We start from the raw sequence: 17,662 nt of genomic DNA on the forward strand, positions 1-17,662 counted from the left end.
ATTCACCCTGAATAAGGCGATCCTATGAAACAAAAAGTGGTTAGCATTGGCGATATCAACGTGGCGAACGACCTGCCGTTCGTGCTGTTCGGCGGCATGAACGTTCTGGAATCCCGCGATCTCGCGATGCGTATCTGCGAACATTACGTGACCGTGACCCAGAAGCTGGGTATCCCGTACGTGTTCAAAGCCTCTTTTGACAAAGCCAACCGCTCCTCTATTCACTCTTACCGTGGCCCGGGCCTGGAAGAGGGGATGAAGATTTTCCAGGAGCTGAAGCAGACCTTTGGCGTGAAAGTGATCACCGACGTCCACGAAGCAAGCCAGGCGCAGCCTGTTGCTGACGTCGTCGACGTGATCCAGCTGCCAGCGTTCCTCGCCCGTCAGACCGACCTGGTCGAAGCGATGGCGAAAACCGGCGCAGTGATCAACGTGAAAAAACCGCAGTTCGTGAGCCCTGGCCAGATGGGGAACATCGTCGATAAATTTATCGAAGGCGGTAACGACAAGGTGATCCTGTGCGACCGTGGTGCTAACTTCGGTTACGACAACCTGGTCGTCGACATGCTGGGCTTCAGCGTGATGAAGAACGTCTCTAACCAGTCGCCGGTGATCTTCGATGTGACCCACGCCCTGCAGTGCCGCGACCCGTTTGGCGCAGCCTCTGGCGGCCGTCGTGCGCAGGTTGCCGAACTGGCGCGCGCCGGTATGGCAACCGGTCTGGCAGGTCTGTTTATCGAAGCGCACCCGGATCCTGCCAACGCGAAATGCGACGGCCCATCCGCACTGCCGTTGGACAAGCTGGAGCCGTTCCTGAAACAGATCAAAGCCATTGACGACCTGGTTAAGAACTTTGAAGAGCTGGATACGTCCAACTAATAAAAAACCCGCGAAATAAAAGCAAAAAGGCAACGTAAGTTGCCTTTTTTTATGTGTTCTTCCTCTCCCCGTGGGAGAGGGCATCAGGCCGCACCGGGCAGTCTTTGTAGGCCGGGTAAGGCGTAGCCGCCACCCGGCAAAACTACGGTCACGCAAATATCGTCATCAAATAGGCCGCAAACAACGCCATATGCGCCGCGCCGTTAAGCACGTTGGTGCGCCCGGTTGAGAACGAAATCTGGCACAGCAGCAGCGATGCCACCATCACAATCATCTCCGGGGCACCCAGGCTAAACACCAGCTCGTTGCCGGTGAGGAAGGCAATCAGCGTCACCACCGGAACGGTCAGGGAGATGGTCGCCAGTACCGAACCAAAGAACAGGTTCATCGCGCGCTGCACCTGATTGTTCAGCACCGCACGCAGCGCACCCAGCCCTTCCGGGGAGAGGATCAACAGCGCCACCAGGAAGCCGGTAAAGGCCACCGGCGCGTTCAACTCGGTCAGCAGCGTTTCCAGCGGGCCCGCATTCATCTTGGTGACCGCGATAACCGCAATCAGATGCACGATCAGCCAAACGGTGTGCCACAGGCTGCTGTGGGCGGACGGCTTGCCGTGGTGCGGGTCATCATCGTCACCCTCGTCTTCGTGTTCATAGACGAACAGGCTCTGGTGCGTTTTGGTCTGGATCAGCAGGAATACGCCGTACATTGCCGCTGAGATCAACGCCACCAGCAGGGCCTGACCGGTGGTGAAGTTGGCACCCGGCAGCGCCATCGGGAACACCAGCACGATAATCGCCAACGGGAAGAGGGCGATCAGATACTGCTTAATCCCAAACAGGTTCATGTACTGGGTGGCGAATTTACGCCCGCCCAGCAGCAGCGAGAAGCCGACCAGACCCCCGGTTACGATCATGATGATGGAGTAGAGCGTATCGCGCATCAGGGTAGGCGCGGCGTCACCGGTCGCCATCAGTGCGGAAATGAGGCTTACTTCGAGAATAACGACGGAAAGACTTAAAATCAGCGAGCCGTAGGGCTCTCCCAGACGGTGGGCCAGCACGTCGGCGTGACGGACAACGCTGAAGGCGCTGCTCAGAATACCCACAAGTGCCAAAATATTAATGCCGATGACCACTGGCAGTGACTGACTACTTCCCCAGAAGAGCAGCACGGCCAGGGCCAGCACCGGGAAAATGAGAGACGTCTCCTTATGACGGGTTTTCACCGTCTCGTGTGCAGTTGTCATGTGATTCTCCAGAGTTGCAGGTGCTTATAATAGTAGTTAGAAAAAGAGGACGTTAAATTAACAGATTAGCGTTACATTCTGATGATATTTTACTTAATTTTACGGTATAGATAGATTATTGCCTGAGAGCATCATAATGACCACTCTTAGATAAATATATTCTTAATAACAGTGAATTAAGCAAAAGAATTATCCGATTATCAATTTCACTGGAAGCCTCTGGCATTGTCTACCACACTTATTAATTGATTAAAAAGAGGGGTTTGATATGCCATACAAATCGAAAAGTGATTTACCGGATAACGTTAAGCACGTGCTGCCGGCGCATGCGCAGGATATTTATAAAGAAGCTTTCAACAGCGCCTGGGATCAGTACAAGGATGAAGAGGACCGCCGGGGCGATGCCAGCCGGGAGGAGACCGCGCACCGCGTGGCCTGGGCGGCAGTGAAGAATGACTACGAGAAGGGTGACGATGACAAATGGCACAAGAAGAAATAGCGCCAGCCTGATTGCCTGTGCTTAATAGTTTGCACCCTGCATTTTGACTTTTGTGGCGGTTGACCTGTCGTCCTGTTGCACCCGGCGAAATTATTGCATATCGTCACGGTACTGCTTTCTAATTGAGCAGTAAAAAGACCCGGAAGGTTCAAAAAAGCGTGGGCAGGGAAGCAGGCAGTGGCGGAGGTGCAATATGTTAACGCGTGATTTTCTTATGAAGGCCGACTGTAAAACGGCCTTTGGTGCGATTGAAGAATCGCTGCTGTGGTCAGCCGAACAGCGGGCGGCATCGCTGGCTGCAACGCTTGCCTGCCGTCCGGACAACGGTCCGGTGTGGCTCTTCGGCTATGGCTCGCTGATGTGGAATCCGGCGCTGGAGTTTGTCGAATCTGCTACCGGCACCCTGCCGGGCTGGCACCGCGCCTTCTGTCTGCGTCTGACCGCCGGCCGCGGTAGCGCCTGTCAGCCAGGACGCATGCTTGCACTAAAAGAGGGCGGACGCACCACGGGCGTGGCCTATCGCCTGCCGGATGCGACGCTGGAAGAGGAGCTGGCCCTGCTGTGGAAGCGCGAGATGATCACCGGCTGCTATATGCCGAGCTGGTGCAAGCTGGACCTCGATGACGGACGCACCGTCAATGCGCTGGTGTTTATTATGGATCCGCGCCATCCGCTGTTTGAAGCCGATACCCGGGCGCAGGTGATTGCCCCGCTGATTGCCGCGGCCAGCGGCCCGCTCGGGACTAACGCGCAGTATCTGTTCTCGCTCGATCAGGAGCTGACCCGGCTGGGCATGCAGGATGATTGTCTGAATGAGCTGGTGTCGCGGGTGCGGGCCTTGCTGGACGGTTCCCAGCCCGATAGCCCGCTGAGCGCGAGCTTTGCCTGAAAAAACGCCCGGTGGCTTTGCAGCCTACCGGGCGATTGTTAATCAGGCAGCGACGTAGCTGATGGAGTGCTCCAGCGACTGGCTGTGACTGTCGATGAGCACCTCCCAGGTGCCGGTGTAGGGCACCGTGAGCCAGGCGCTGTCCCTGTCCTGCACGCTTAAAATATCCGCCTGCGTTTTACGTGGTGCTTTGTTACTCATCAGATGAATATGACAACGCTCTGAACAGCGCACCACTACCGTATCCCCGCCAAACAACGTCAGACTTGCTTTTACCAATGCCATTTTTTTACCCCGTATCTGAAAACAACGCTCTCCCTGCGCCTAATCCTGAACGTGATGTTGTTCACAATTCACTCATGGCATAACACCAAAGGGGAAGGTCAGAGGTGCTGATTTTGATCAAAAAATGGCATAACCCTTAAACAAAAATGACAATATGCCTGAAAGCGTTCAGCGGACGCCGCTTTCCTCCGCTTTCAGGCAGCGGGTTAACATTAAATGCGGAAATGTCCGGCGGTTTCAGCCAGCTCGCCTGCCTGGCCCTGCAACGCGCTGGCGGCGGCGGCGGACTGCACCACCAGCTCGGCGTTCTGCTGGACCATGCTGTCGAGGTGCGTCACTGCCCGGTTGATCTCCTGAATGCCTTTCATCTGCTCGCTGGTCGCCACGGTGATCTCCCGCATGATCCCCGACATGCTGCCGATGCTGGTGACAATCTCATCCATGCTCTGTCCGGCCAGGTGCACATAGCGTGAACCGGTCGCCACGCTGTCGGTGGTGGAGTCGATCAGGCTTTTAATCTCTTTTGCCGCCTGGGCGCTGCGGCTGGCGAGGCTGCGCACTTCACCTGCGACAACCGCAAAGCCACGGCCCTGCTCACCCGCACGTGCGGCTTCAACCGCCGCGTTAAGCGCCAGGATGTTGGTCTGGAAGGCGATGCCGTCAATCACGCTGGTGATATCGCCAATTTTGGTCGAGGCGGCTTCGATGGACTGCATGGTGGTGATCGCCTGGGAGACCACGCTGCCGCCGCGGGTGGCGGCCTCGGAGGCTTTGCCCGCCTGTTCGTTGGCGATGGCGGCTGATTCGGTCGACTGGGCAACGGAGGCGGTGATCTGCTCCACGGCGCTGGCGGTTTCGCGCAGGCTGGAGGCGGCGCGCTCGGTGCGGCCAGAGAGATCCTGGTTACCGGCGGCGATCTCCTGGGCGGCGTTTTTCACCGAGGCGCTGGCGTCGCGCAGCTGCACCATCACCACCGAGAGTTTATCGCTGAAGGCGTTAAAGGCATGGGCGATCTGCGCCACCTCATCCTCGCCTTTCTCCGGCAGACGCTGGGAGAGATCGTTGGTGCCGTTGGCGATGGCGTGCATCGCATCGCGAATCTCCGACAGCCGTTTCAGCAGACGGGCAATCACGAAATGCACCACCACGGCGCTGAGCAGAACCAGGATGACCAGCGACAGGGAGGAGGCCTTCAGCAGGGTGCGCATCCCGGAGGTGGCATCATCGCTGTCGAGGGCGACAATCAGCTGCCACTGGGTCCCGGCAATCGGGGTGGCGGCAAAGGTTTTGCTCGCGCCGTTAAACTGGCCTTCGGCGCTTTTGCCGCTCTTCAGGACATTCAGATCAACGCCGCGGATGACATCGGTGAAGGCCTTCAGGGTCAGCTCAGGGTCATTGGCGGCGATCACCGTCCCGTCGCTGTCAATCAGCAGCCCGCTGCTGGCCGGGGTCGGACGAATGCCGCGCACGTTGGCGATCACGCTGTCCATCGCCACATCACCCGCCAGCACGCCTTTCAGCTCGCCGTTCTCTTTCACCGGCACCGCAAAGGTCACCACCAGCTTTTTGGTGCCGGTATCGACATAAGGGGCGGTGACGATGGCGCGATCCTCTTTCACCGCCTGCTGATACCACGGGCGCACCGTCGGATCGTAGTCGGCAGGAACCCCGTCAGGATTGGAAAACTTCGCGGTTTTGCTGGCGTAGCCCATGTAGACGTTGATAAACCCGCCCGCCTGCGCCAGCTGTTTGAACATCGGCACCGGATCGTCGCTCAGGGCGACGCTCTGCAGGGAGTTAATAATGGTGGTTTTGCTGCTAACCCAGTCGGCAATCGCGAGGCCGTGGCTGGCGCTGGTGCTGGCCAGCATGTCGCGTTGCGACTGTTGATTGTCCTGGCGCGTGACCTGGAAATTAATCACGGTATTCAGAAGGAGCGCGGCGATCAGACATCCGACCGTCGCCGCAATAATACGAGCGCGAATTGACCTGAACATAATGTAATACCTGCTGTGTTGTTGTAAGAAGCCTATCGGCATCGGGCAGGCAAACTTGATGCTGGAACCGCGCTCATAAGAAAAAAATATTTTAGTTAAATCATTATTAGAAAGTTAATAGTTTATCGGCGGACAGCGTCCACTGCGCCAGCTCCACCAGGGTGCCGATTTCCACCCCGTCGATCAGCGGCAGGGCGCTGATGCCACGGCCGTCGGTGCAGGTCTTGCACAGCTTCACCGGCACGTTCTGCGCGGTGAGGATCTCCAGCATCTGCTGGATGTTATAGCCCTCGGCAGGCTTCTGGCCGCGCAGCCCGGCGGTCACCGCGTCGGACATTAAAAACAGGCGCAGATCCAGCTCGCCCTCCTGCTCGCGTAAGGCAATCGCCAGCCGCAGGCTGTTAAACAGGGATTCACTGCCATAGGCCGCGCCGTTGGCGACAATCACGATCTTCTGCATCTCGACTCCTGAAAGGTAAAAAGGCATGAAAATTGCTTCTCTCTGTCAAACACTGACCCGGGAGAGAAAGCATGACGAACATCACCGGCGCCACCGAATGGTTTCAGCACGCCAGGCTGATGCGTAAACAGCAGCTGTGCAAACTGGCGCAGCTGGGCACGTTAGTGAGCCGGATCGGCCATCTTGCGCACATGCTACAGTGCGAACGCGGGGCCTCCAACATCTGGCTCTGCTCGAAGGGCACGCTGTACGCTCTTGAGTGTAAGGCCAGCCGGGCGTTGGTGGACGATCACCTCCAGGCGTTGCACCTGGCGCTCGGCACGCCGCTGACGGCGAGCGGCACCCTCAGTGAACGGGTAGGAAATGCCCTGCAGAGCCTGGAGCAGCTCCCCGCGCTGCGCGAGGCGATCGCCGCCTGCGCTTTATCCGCCGACGTGGCGATGGAGCGCTACAGCCGCGCGCTGCGCAACCTGCTCAGTATCGTGCCCCAGCTCAATGACAGCATTGACGATCCGCAACTCGCCGGCCGGTTTGTTGCCCTTTATAGCCTGATGCAGGGCAAAGAGCTGGTCGGCCAGGAGCGGGCGCTGGGGGCAATCGGCTTTACCCAGGGCTTTTTCAGCGAGGAGATGCGCCAGACCCTGGTGGACCGCATCGACGGGCAGCAGGCCTGCTTCGAGGTCTTTCTCTCCCTCACCCCCGCCAGCGTACATGATCACTTTACCCTCAGCGTACCGGGGGCCGAAACCGAACAGCTGCGGCGGCTGGCCTGCACGCGGCAGCCCGCAGCGGATAAGGGCGTGCTGGCACTGCACTGGTTCTCGCTGCAAACCGAACGTCTGGAACATCTGCGCGGCCTCGAAGAGATGCAGATTGCCGATCTGATGCTGGCCGTGGAGGCGCTGATTAACCGGGCCGACGACGCTCTGCCGGAGGAGCCGCCGTCGGAAGCGCCGCTGGCCCTCTATCCGCAAAAGCCGCTCCTGCCGCTGGTGCGCCAGCAGGCGCGGGAGATTGAACAGCTCTCCCGCCAGCTGGCCTCGATGCGCGACAGCCTTGAGGAGCGCAAGGTGATCGATAAAGCCAAAAGCGTGCTGATGACCCATCAGCAGATGAGCGAGGAGCAGGCCTGGTGCCAGCTGCGCAAGATGGCGATGGATAAGAACCAGCGAATGGTGGATATCGCCCGGGCGCTGCTGACGGTGAAAGCGCTCTGGCAGGAGTAGATGCACCTCTGGCGGGCAACGCCTGCATGGTTGAGGTGCGTTGTGGTGGCGGGATGACAGAAAAGGCCCGGAAAATAAGCCGTTAAAATCTGGCATCGGCTTTGCATTAGTTCATTCACAATTTAAGACAACGCGCCAACGGCGGTGCGTTCGTCTTGAGGATAAAGGCGTCCTGCAGTGCTTCGGCACTGCCGGGCGCTTTTTTTTGGGCTTTTTTCAGGAGTGAGCATGGTGGAATGGACAAGGCGGCGTTTTTTACAGGCCAGCGCGCTGGCAGGCGGGGCGCTGATGTTGCCGGGCGTGATGCAGGCCGCATGGGCCGCAGGCTCCGATAAACCGGAACTCGAGACGGTGCGCGTGGGCTTTATCCCGCTTACCGACTGCGCGCCGCTGGCGATTGCGGCGTACAAAGGGTTCGATAAAAAATACGGCTTCACCCTGGTGCCTACCAAAGAGGCCAGCTGGGCGGCGGTGCGTGACAAATTGGTGGCTGGAGAGCTGGATGCCGCGCACATTCTCTATGGCCTGCTGTACGGTCTGGAGCTGGGGATTGCCGGCAAACCCAAGCCGATGGCCAACCTGATGACCCTCAACCAGAACGGGCAGGCGATCACTCTGTCGAGCGATCTGGCCCAGCAGGGCGTGCGCGACGTCGAAGGGCTGAAGAAGCTAATCGGCCAGCAGGCGCCGGGCACTTATACCTTCGCCCACACCTTTCCCACCGGCACCCACGCCATGTGGCTCTATTACTGGCTGGCCAGCGCGGGCATTAACCCCTTTGACGACGTGCGCACCGTGGTGGTGCCGCCGCCGCAGATGGTGATGAACATGCGCATCGGCAATATGGTCGGCTTCTGCGTCGGCGAGCCGTGGAACGCCCGGGCCATCAACGATCGCATCGGTTTTACCGCCGCCACTTCGCAGTCCATCTGGCCGGAACACCCGGAGAAGATCCTCGGCACCCGCCGGGAGTGGGTTGATGCCCACCCCAACACCGCCCGGTCGCTGGTCAGCGCATTGCTGGAGGCCCAGCGCTGGATCGATGCCTCCCCGCAGAACAAAGAAGAGACCGCCCGGCTACTGGCTCGTCGCGCCTGGCTCAACACCAAAGAGCAGTACCTCACCGGCCGCATGCTGGGCGAGTACGACAACGGCGTGGGCCAGCGCTGGCAGGATGCCCATCCGATCCGCTTCTTTGAGGACGGGGCGGTCAGCTATCCGTGGCACTCCGACGGGATGTGGTTCTTAACTCAGTTCCGCCGCTGGGGGCTGCTGAAAACCGATCCGGACTACGCCGCCATCGCCCAACGCATCAACCGCACCGACGTCTGGCAGGACGCCGCCACGGCGGTGGGGGGCATTCGTGCGCCATCGTCGCCGCTGCGCAGCAGCCGGCTTATGGACGGCACCGTCTGGGACGGCAGCGATCCCCATCGCTACGCCAACAGTTTCACTCTTCACCGTACAGGGGTCTGATATGAAAAAAGTGAACACCAAAGCGGCACCCGCCGCGCCGGTCAGCGGGGAGGTGATCGCGCTGCCGCCGGTGCAGGTACGCCGCCGCACGCCTGCGTTTGCCCGCCGGATCAACGACCTGCTGCAACGCCTTATTCCGGCTCTGCTCGGTCTCGGGCTTTTGGTCATCGCCTGGCAGCTGGCGGCCATCAACAGCAAAGGCTTCCCGACGCCGCTCAGCACCCTGGACTCGGCCATCACCCTGTTTTCGGATCCGTTCTACCGCGATGGCCCGAACGACATGGGGGTGGGCTGGAACGTGCTGGCTTCGCTGCAGCGGGTTGCCATCGGCTTTGGCCTGGCGGCGATGGTGGGGATCCCGCTGGGCTTTATGATTGGCCGCTTCACCTTCCTGGCCCGCATGTTTAACCCGCTGATTGCGCTGCTGCGCCCGGTCAGCCCGCTGGCCTGGCTGCCGATTGGCCTGCTGCTGTTCCAGAAGGCGGAACCCGCTTCCAGCTGGACCATTTTTATCTGCTCGATCTGGCCGATGGTCATCAACACCGCCGAAGGGGTGCGCCGCATCCCGGAAGACTACCTCAACGTGGCGCGGGTGCTGCAACTCTCCGAGTGGACGATGATGCGCCGCATTCTGTTTCCCGCCGTGCTACCGGCGGTGCTGACCGGGGTACGTCTCTCCATCGGCATCGCCTGGCTGGTGATCGTCGCCGCCGAGATGCTTACCGGGGGGCTGGGGATCGGCTTCTGGATCTGGAACGAGTGGAACAACCTCAACGTCGAAAACATTCTCATCGCCATCGTCATTATCGGCGTGGTGGGTTTGCTGCTGGAGCAGGGGCTGATGCTGATCGCCCGCCGTTTCAGCTGGCAGGAAAAATAAGGAGCGCACATGAAACCACTTATTCAGGTCCAGGCCGTCAGCCAGCGTTTTTCCACTGCCAGCGGCGAGTTTCTGGCGCTGCAGAACGTCTCTTTTGATATTCACGAAGGGGAGACCGTCAGCCTGATCGGCCACTCCGGCTGCGGCAAGTCGACGCTGCTCAACCTGATCGCCGGGATCACCTTGCCGACGGAAGGCGGGCTGATCTGCGACAACCGGGAAATCGCCGGGCCGGGCCCGGAGCGGGCGGTGGTGTTCCAGAACCACTCCCTGCTGCCGTGGCTCACCTGCTTTGACAACGTGGCGCTGGCGGTGGATCAGGTGTTCCGCCGCAGCATGAGCAAAGTCGAGCGCCGGGAGTGGATCGAACACAATCTCGATCGGGTGCAGATGGGGCACGCCATCCACAAGCGTCCGGGGGAGATCTCCGGCGGCATGAAGCAGCGGGTCGGCATTGCCCGGGCCCTGGCGATGAAGCCGAAAGTGCTGCTGATGGATGAGCCGTTCGGCGCGCTGGATGCCCTGACCCGCGCTCACCTGCAGGATTCGGTGATGAAAATTCAGCAGGAGCTCAACACCACCATCGTACTGATTACCCACGACGTCGACGAGGCGGTGCTGCTCTCGGATCGGGTCCTGATGATGACCAACGGCCCGGCGGCGACGGTGGGGGAAATTTTACGCGTCGACCTGCCGCGCCCGCGTAACCGGGTGCAGCTGGCGGAGGAAAGCCGCTATCACCATATGCGTCAGCAGATCCTCCATTTCCTCTACGAAAAACAGCCGAAAGCGGCCTGAGGAGCGCCACTATGCGCCTGGTCATTATTGGAAACGGCATGGCGGCAACGCGACTGATTGAATCGTTGACCGACCGCGCGCCCGGGCGCTTCGTCATTACCGTCATTGGTGACGAGCGGGCACCGGCCTACAACCGCATTCAGCTCTCCCCGGTGCTCGGCGGCGAGAAAGCGGCCGCCGCCACGCAGCTGCACGATGACGCCTGGTATCAACAGCGCGGCGTCACGGTGCTGAGCGGCGAGCGGGTGCTGGCGGTGGAGTGCGCGGCGCGGATGCTGCGCACCGACAAACGGCTGATGGGGTGGGATGAGCTGGTATTTGCCACCGGCTCGCAGCCGTTTGTGCCGCCGATCCCCGGCAGCGACCTGCCGCACGTCTTTACCTTCCGCACCCTCGATGACGTTCATGCCATTCTGGCGACCCCCGGCCCGGCAGTCGTGCTGGGGGGCGGGGTGCTCGGGGTGGAAGCCGCCGCAGCGTTACAACGTCACGGTGACAACGTCACGTTAGTCCATCGTGGCCCCTGGCTGATGGATCAGCAGCTGGATCAGCAGGCCGGGCTGCTGCTGGAACAGGCGCTGGCGGAGCGGGGCATTGGCTGCGAGCTGAGCGGCGGCCTGACGGCGATTGCAGCCGAAAGCGTGACCCTCAGCAACGGACGCACCTTAGCTGCCGCACGCGTCGTGCTGGCGACCGGCGTGACGCCCAACGTTGCCCTTGCGCAGGCAAGCGGGGTGCCCTGCGGGCGTGGGATTCGGGTGGATGACCAGATGCGCACCGCCTTAGAGGGCATCAGCGCCATCGGCGAGTGTTGCGAAATCAACGGCCAGACCTGGGGGCTGGTGGCCCCGTGCCTGGCTCAGGCGGAGATCCTCGCCGCCCGTCTGGCCGGGGAACACGTCACCCCCTTTACCCCGATGCACAACGGCATGCGCCTGAAAGTGACCGGCATTGAGCTGTTCAGCGTCGGGGAGATGAACGCGCAACAGGATGACGCGGTATGGACCAGCTGGGATCCGCTGACCCGCCACTACCGTCGCTTGCTGGTGCGCAACGGCACCCTGGCAGGCGTGCTGCTGATGGGAGAGTGCCGCAGCGCGGCTACCCTGACCGATTTACTGGCTACGTCAGAACCCGCCCAGGCGGACTGGCTGTTCGATCGATTCACTACGCAGCCGCAGGTTGCAGGACAAAACGCGATGACAAAACCTACTCTGATTGTGGTCGGGCACGGCATGGTCGGCCACCATTTTCTTGAAGACTGCGTGAACCGCGGTTTGCATCAGCAATACCAGATTGTGGTCTTTGGTGAAGAGCGCTATGCCGCCTACGACCGCGTCCATCTGTCGGAATATTTTGCCGGACGCAGCGCCGACTCGCTGTCGATGGTGGCCGGGGATTTCTTTGCCGATAACGGCATTGAGCTGCGTCTGTCCCAGCCGATTGTCGCCATCGACCGCGACGCCCGGGTGGTGCGCACCGCGGGCGGGCACGAAACGCACTGGGACAAGCTGGTGCTGGCCACCGGATCCTGGCCCTTTGTGCCGCCGGTGCCGGGGCGCGAGCTGCCGGGCTGCTTCGTCTACCGCACCCTTGACGATCTGGACAGCATCGCTGCCCACGCCAAAGGTTCACGCACCGGGGTGGTGATCGGCGGCGGGCTGCTGGGGCTGGAGGCGGCCAACGCCCTGAAACAGCTCGGGCTGGAGACCCACGTGGTGGAGTTCGCCCCGAACCTGATGGCGGTGCAGCTCGATAACGACGGGGCCGCCATGCTGCGGCGCAAAATCGAAGCCCTCGGCGTGGGGGTGCATACCAGCAAAGCCACTACCGAGATTGCCGATACCGACGCGGGCAAGGTGCTGCGCTTTGCCGACGGCAGCGAGCTGGCCACCGACATGGTGGTCTTCTCCGCCGGGATCCGCCCGCAGGATGCGCTGGCCCGGGGCTGCAATCTGCTGCTGGGCGAGCGGGGCGGGATCGCCATCGACAACCAGTGCCGTACCTCCGACGAGGACATCTTCGCTATCGGGGAGTGCGCCCTCTGGGAAGGGAAAATCTATGGCCTGGTAGCCCCCGGATACCAGATGGCGCGGGTGGCGAGTGCCGCGCTGGCCGGGGAGGCGAACGCCTTCACCGGGGCCGACATGAGCACCAAACTCAAGCTGCTGGGGGTAGATGTGGCCTCGTTTGGCGATGCCCATGCCCGCACCCCAGGCGCGCAGAGCTACCAGTGGACCCACGGCCCACAGCAGATCTACAAGAAGATCGTGGTCAGCGCCGACAACACAACCCTGCTGGGCGGGGTGCTGGTGGGCGATGCCAGCGAGTACGCCACCCTGGTGCAGATGATGCTCAACGACATCCGTCTGCCGAAGGATCCCGAGACCCTGATCCTGCCCGCGGTGGCGGGCAGCGCCCCGAAAGCGCTGGGCGTGGCGGCCCTGCCGGAGAGCGCGCAGATCTGCTCCTGCCATAACGTCAGCAAAGGCGATATCTGCCAGGCGGTGAGCAACGGCGCGACCGACATCGGGGCGCTAAAACAGTGCACCAAAGCGGCCACCGGCTGCGGCGGATGCAGCGCGCTGGTGAAACAGGTGATGGAGTTCCAGCTCGCGGCCCAGGGCGTGGAGGTGAAGAAGGATATCTGCGAGCACTTCGCCTACTCGCGTCAGGAGATCTACCACCTGGTGCGCGTCAACCGCATCCACACCTTTGAGCAGCTGATCGGCCGTTACGGCCAGGGCCACGGGTGCGAGATCTGTAAGCCGCTGGTGGGCTCGGTGCTGGCTTCCTGCTGGAACGAATACCTGCTGAAACCGGCCCATCTGCCGCTGCAGGACACCAACGACCGCTACTTTGCCAATATCCAGAAGGACGGCACCTACTCGATTGTGCCGCGTATGGCCGCGGGAGAAGTGACCGCCGACGGGCTGATCGCCATCGGGCAGATCGCCAAACGCTATCAGCTGTACAGCAAAATCACCGGCGGGCAGCGTATCGACCTGTTTGGTGCCCGGCTCGAGCAGCTCCCGGAGATCTGGCAGCAGCTGATCGACGCCGGGTTTGAAACCGGCCACGCCTACGGCAAATCCCTGCGCACGGTGAAATCCTGCGTCGGCTCCACCTGGTGCCGCTACGGCGTGCAGGACTCCACCGGGCTGGCGGTGACGCTGGAGAACCGCTACAAGGGGCTGCGCGCGCCGCACAAGATCAAGATGGCCGTTTCGGGCTGCACGCGAGAGTGCGCCGAAGCCCAGAGCAAGGACGTGGGGGTGATCGCCACCGACAAGGGCTGGAACCTCTATCTGTGCGGCAACGGCGGGATGAAGCCGCGCCACGCGGATCTGTTTGCCAGCGATCTCGATGACGCCACGCTCCTGCGCTACGTCGATCGCTTCCTGATGTTCTACATCCGCACCGCCGATCGCCTCCAGCGCACCAGCACCTGGCGGGACAATCTCGAGGGCGGGCTGGCGTATCTGCGGGAGGTGATCATCGACGACAGCCTCGGTATTGCCGACGAGCTGGAGCAGGAGATGCAGCGGGTGGTGGACACCTACCAGTGCGAATGGCAGACCACCCTGCAGGATCCAGGGCGTCTGGCGCAGTTCCGCACCCTCGATGCCGCCCCGGTGGCATCGAAACGCTGGCAGGCGGTGTGTACCCTTGAGGAGATCCCCGAGGAGGCCGGGATCGGTGCCCGTCTTGGCGAACAGTTGATTGCCTTGTTCCGCTTCGGCAAAGCGGTCTATGCCCTCGAAGACCGGGAGCCGGGCGGCAGCGCCAGCGTGCTCTCCCGCGGTATTCTCGGCGATGCCGGGGGCGAGCCGGTGGTGATCTCCCCGCTGTATAAAACGCGGATCCGCCTGCGCGACGGGCGGCAGGTTGATACCGGCGAAGTGGCGGTGCGCGCCTGGCCGGTGAAGCTTGACGGCGACCGGGTGCTGGTGGGCAGCGAAGAGTTAGTGATGCGCGCGGAGGCCTCATGACGGAAACCCAAACGACCTGTCCCTACTGCGGCGTGGGCTGCGGGGTGATCGCCCGCGTCGACAACGGCGAGGTGAGCGTGCGCGGCGACGACAGCCATCCGGCCAACGTCGGGCGGCTGTGCGTCAAAGGCTCGTCGCTCGGGGTGACCACCGGCCTGGCGGGCCGGCTGCTGCACCCGGAGGTGGACGACCTGCCGGTGAGCTGGGCGCAGGCGCTGGACACGGCGGGAGCCCGCCTGCGCGAGATTATCGACACTTACGGGCCGCAGGCGGTGGCCTTTTATGCCTCCGGCCAGCTGCTGACCGAGGACTACTATGCCGCCAACAAGCTGATGAAGGGCTTTATCGGGGCCGCCAATATCGACACCAACTCCCGGCTCTGCATGTCCTCGGCGGTGGTGGGCTACAAGCGCGCCTTCGGGGAGGACATCGTCCCGTGCAGCTACGAAGACGTGGAGCAGACCGACCTGGCGGTGCTGGTGGGCTCCAACGCCGCCTGGACCCACCCGGTGCTCTATCAGCGGCTGGTGCAGGCGCGCGCCGCTAACCCGGCGATGAAGGTGGTGGTGATCGACCCGCGGCGCACCGCGACCTGCGACCTTGCCGACCTGCATCTGGCCCTGACGCCGGGCAGCGATGCCGGGCTGTTTGTCGGCCTGCTGCACGCCATTGACCCTGAGCAGGCCCGCGACTGGCCGCCTGAGCGGGTGGCGGACTCCTGCGGCCTGTCGCCCGACGAGGTCGCTACCTTTTACGCCTGGTTTAATGCCGCCCCGCGGGCGGTGACGCTCTACACGATGGGGATCAACCAGTCCACCAGCGGCAGCGACAAGTGCAATGCCATTATCAACGTCCATCTGGCGAGCGGCAAAATCGGCCGGGAAGGCTGCGGGCCGTTTTCGCTGACCGGTCAGCCCAATGCCATGGGCGGCCGCGAGGTGGGTGGGCTGGCGAATCAGCTGGCGGCGCACATGAACTTCACCCCGGACGATCTGAGCCGGGTGGCGCGCTTCTGGGGGACGGAGCGGCTGGCGCAAACCCCGGGTCTGATGGCGGTGGAGCTGTTCGAGGCCATTGCCCGCGGGGAGGTGAAAGCGGTGTGGATCATGGGCACCAACCCGGCGGTGTCGCTCCCGGACAGCCATGCGGTCTGTCAGGCCCTGGCGGCCTGCCCGCTGGTGATGATTTCGGAGGTGATGCGCGATACCGACACCAGCCGCTTCGCCCATATCCGCTTTCCGGCGCTCGGCTGGGGCGAGAAAGAGGGGACGGTGACCAACTCCGAGCGCCGCATCTCGCGCCAGCGCGCCTTCCTGCCCGCCCCCGGCGATGCGAAACCCGACTGGTGGATCATCGCCCGTATTGCGGAGCGGCTGGGCCACGGCGCGGCCTTTGCCTGGGATCATCCTCACGCCATCTTTACCGAACACGCCGCACTGACGGCCTTTGAGAACGCCGGCGAGCGGCAGCTGAACCTTGCGGCGCTGACCCAGCTCACCCGCGCGGAGTGGGATAGCCTCACCCCCTGGCAGTGGCCGATCAACCGCGAGGCGTTAATCCACGCCCGGCAGGTGCCGGTTATTCCGCAGCCGCACGGCGCCACGCCGGATCTGCTCTATCCCTTGATGCTCAACAGCGGCCGACTCCGGGATCAGTGGCACACCATGACCCGCACCGGCTATGTCCCCCGTCTGATGCAGCACCGGGATGAGCCGACGGTGGATATCTCGCCGCAGGACGCCGCCCGGCTGGGGGTTCAGGATGGACAGTTGACGCGCATCAGCGCCCCGCGCGGGCTGATGGTGGCCCGGGCGCGGATGAGTGACGGGCAGCGCGTCGGGGAGCTGTTTGTGCCGATGCACTGGAACAGCGGTTTTTCGCGCCAGGGCAAGGTTAATGCGCTGGTGGAGGGGCGCTGCGATCCCCATTCCGGCCAGCCGGAGAGCAAGCAAACCGCGGTGCGGCTGATGCCGTGGCAGCCCGCCTGGCAGGGCGAGCTGTACAGCCGGGAGGCGCTGAGTCTGCCGACGCACGTTCACTGGTGGCGCAAGGCGACGACCGGGGTGTCGCGCCTGACCCTGGCAGGGGACAAGCCCCTGCTGGCGTGTCTGATGGCACACTGCACCGCACAGGGCTGGCAGCTGCAAATTGCGCAAACCGGCGAGCGCAGCAGCGTCCTGGCCTGGCATGACGGAGCACTGATGCTGGGATTCTGGCAGGACACAGAGTTGCCGACGCTGGCGCATAGCGTTATCGAGGCGGCGTTTCGTACCCCACCGGTGGCGCTGGCCGAACGCCATGCCCTGCTGAACGGGCAGGGTGCTGGCGAGCGTGTGGCGCCCGGACGCATGATCTGTAGCTGTTTCAGCGTCGGCGAAAACGCGATCCGTGCGGCGATTGCGCAAGGCTGCGACTCGGCGGCGGCGCTGGGGGCGAAACTGCGCTGTGGGACTAACTGTGGCTCCTGCGTGCCGGAGTTAAAAGAGATGCTTTCTGTGCGGGTGTCAAACGCCTGATGGCGCTACGCTTATCAGGCCTACGGGACCGTAGGTCGGGTAAGCGCAGCGCCACCCGACAAGCAGGCACCCCAGGCAGTTGTAGGTCGGGTAAGCGTAGCGCCACCCGACAAGCAGGCGCCCCAGGCAGTCGTAGGTCGGGTAAGCGTAGCGCCACCCGACAAACAGGCACCCAGGCAGTCATAGGTCGGGTAAGCGCAGCGCCACCCGACAAGCAGGCACCCAGGCAGTCGTAGGTCGGGTAAGCGCAGCGCCACCCGACAAGCAGGCACCCCAGGCAGTTGTAGGTCGGGTAAGCGTAGCGCCACCCGACAAGCAGGCGCCCCAGGCAGTTGTAGGTCGGGTAAGCGCAGCGCCACCCGACAAGCAGGCACCCCAGGCAGTCATAGGTCGGGTAAGCGCAGCGCCACCCGACAAACAGGCACCCCAGGCAGTCATAGGTCGGGTAAGCGTAGCGCCACCCGACAATCTTCAGGTTATTCCTGAAATTTCCCTTAGGGCTGAAATTTTTCCCCA

The 17,662-nt window shown here is 62.3% G+C and carries 13 protein-coding genes; 9 read left to right on the top strand and 4 right to left on the bottom strand.

The annotated features are described in order from the left end of the window. The first annotated feature begins 24 nt into the window (after window positions 1–24). Window positions 25–879, top strand: coding sequence for a 3-deoxy-8-phosphooctulonate synthase (gene kdsA / locus V7Q49_RS02985; RefSeq protein WP_333849259.1), 855 nt, complete (start codon window positions 25–27; stop codon window positions 877–879). A gap of 148 nt (window positions 880–1,027) precedes the next feature. On the opposite strand, the gene chaA is transcribed toward kdsA, so the two are convergent. After that, window positions 1,028–2,128, bottom strand: a complete 1,101-nt coding sequence (chaA, locus tag V7Q49_RS02990) for a sodium-potassium/proton antiporter ChaA (RefSeq protein WP_333849260.1) — start codon at window positions 2,126–2,128, stop codon at window positions 1,028–1,030. A 268-nt stretch (window positions 2,129–2,396) separates the two neighbouring features. On the opposite strand from chaA, the gene chaB reads away from it, so the two are divergent. Together chaB and V7Q49_RS03000 are read left to right on the top strand one after the other, a co-directional pair. Further along, window positions 2,397–2,627: a putative cation transport regulator ChaB gene (gene chaB / locus V7Q49_RS02995; RefSeq protein WP_166182724.1), complete on the top strand. Its 231-nt coding sequence runs from the start codon at window positions 2,397–2,399 to the stop codon at window positions 2,625–2,627. Window positions 2,628–2,820: 193 nt separating this feature from the next. Continuing rightward, window positions 2,821–3,516, top strand: coding sequence for a gamma-glutamylcyclotransferase (locus V7Q49_RS03000; protein ID WP_333849261.1), 696 nt, complete (start codon window positions 2,821–2,823; stop codon window positions 3,514–3,516). Window positions 3,517–3,558: 42 nt separating this feature from the next. Here the strand turns inward: V7Q49_RS03000 and V7Q49_RS03005 are convergent, their stop codons facing one another. From V7Q49_RS03005 to ychN, 3 genes are all read right to left on the bottom strand, one after another. Further along, window positions 3,559–3,801 carry a hypothetical protein gene (locus V7Q49_RS03005; protein WP_333849262.1) on the bottom strand — a complete coding sequence of 81 codons (243 nt, stop codon included), beginning with the start codon at window positions 3,799–3,801 and terminating at the stop codon, window positions 3,559–3,561. Between the two features lie 212 nt (window positions 3,802–4,013). Then, window positions 4,014–5,798 (bottom strand): methyl-accepting chemotaxis protein, encoded by a 1,785-nt coding sequence (locus V7Q49_RS03010; RefSeq protein ID WP_333849263.1) that lies wholly within the window; start codon window positions 5,796–5,798, stop codon window positions 4,014–4,016. 106 nt (window positions 5,799–5,904) lie between these two features. After that, window positions 5,905–6,258, bottom strand: coding sequence for a DsrE/F sulfur relay family protein YchN (gene ychN, locus V7Q49_RS03015; protein ID WP_333849264.1), 354 nt, complete (start codon window positions 6,256–6,258; stop codon window positions 5,905–5,907). A 71-nt stretch (window positions 6,259–6,329) separates the two neighbouring features. Between ychN and nasR the strand changes: the two genes are divergently transcribed. The 6 genes from nasR to V7Q49_RS03045 all read left to right on the top strand — a co-directional run bounded on the left by nasR (window position 6,330) and on the right by V7Q49_RS03045 (window position 17,146). Further along, window positions 6,330–7,484 carry a nitrate regulatory protein NasR gene (nasR, locus tag V7Q49_RS03020; RefSeq protein ID WP_333849265.1) on the top strand — a complete coding sequence of 385 codons (1,155 nt, stop codon included), beginning with the start codon at window positions 6,330–6,332 and terminating at the stop codon, window positions 7,482–7,484. Window positions 7,485–7,712: 228 nt separating this feature from the next. Next, entirely contained in the window at window positions 7,713–8,960 is a 1,248-nt protein-coding gene (locus tag V7Q49_RS03025; RefSeq protein WP_333849266.1) for a CmpA/NrtA family ABC transporter substrate-binding protein, read from the top strand. 1 nt (window position 8,961) lies between these two features. Further along, window positions 8,962–9,840: a nitrate ABC transporter permease gene (ntrB, locus tag V7Q49_RS03030; protein ID WP_333849267.1), complete on the top strand. Its 879-nt coding sequence runs from the start codon at window positions 8,962–8,964 to the stop codon at window positions 9,838–9,840. Between the two features lie 9 nt (window positions 9,841–9,849). After that, window positions 9,850–10,638, top strand: a complete 789-nt coding sequence (locus V7Q49_RS03035; RefSeq protein WP_333849268.1) for an ABC transporter ATP-binding protein — start codon at window positions 9,850–9,852, stop codon at window positions 10,636–10,638. An 11-nt stretch (window positions 10,639–10,649) separates the two neighbouring features. Further along, window positions 10,650–14,630: a nitrite reductase large subunit NirB gene (nirB, locus tag V7Q49_RS03040; RefSeq protein ID WP_333849269.1), complete on the top strand. Its 3,981-nt coding sequence runs from the start codon at window positions 10,650–10,652 to the stop codon at window positions 14,628–14,630. Next, on the top strand, window positions 14,627–17,146 hold the full coding sequence (locus tag V7Q49_RS03045) for a nitrate reductase (protein WP_333849270.1): 2,520 nt from the start codon (window positions 14,627–14,629) through the stop codon (window positions 17,144–17,146). Before nirB ends, V7Q49_RS03045 begins: the two co-directional genes overlap by 4 nt. Window positions 17,147–17,662: the final 516 nt, after the last annotated feature.

The sequence above is a fragment of the Leclercia sp. genome, from assembly GCF_036780805.1.
Classification (GTDB): domain Bacteria; phylum Pseudomonadota; class Gammaproteobacteria; order Enterobacterales; family Enterobacteriaceae; genus Enterobacter.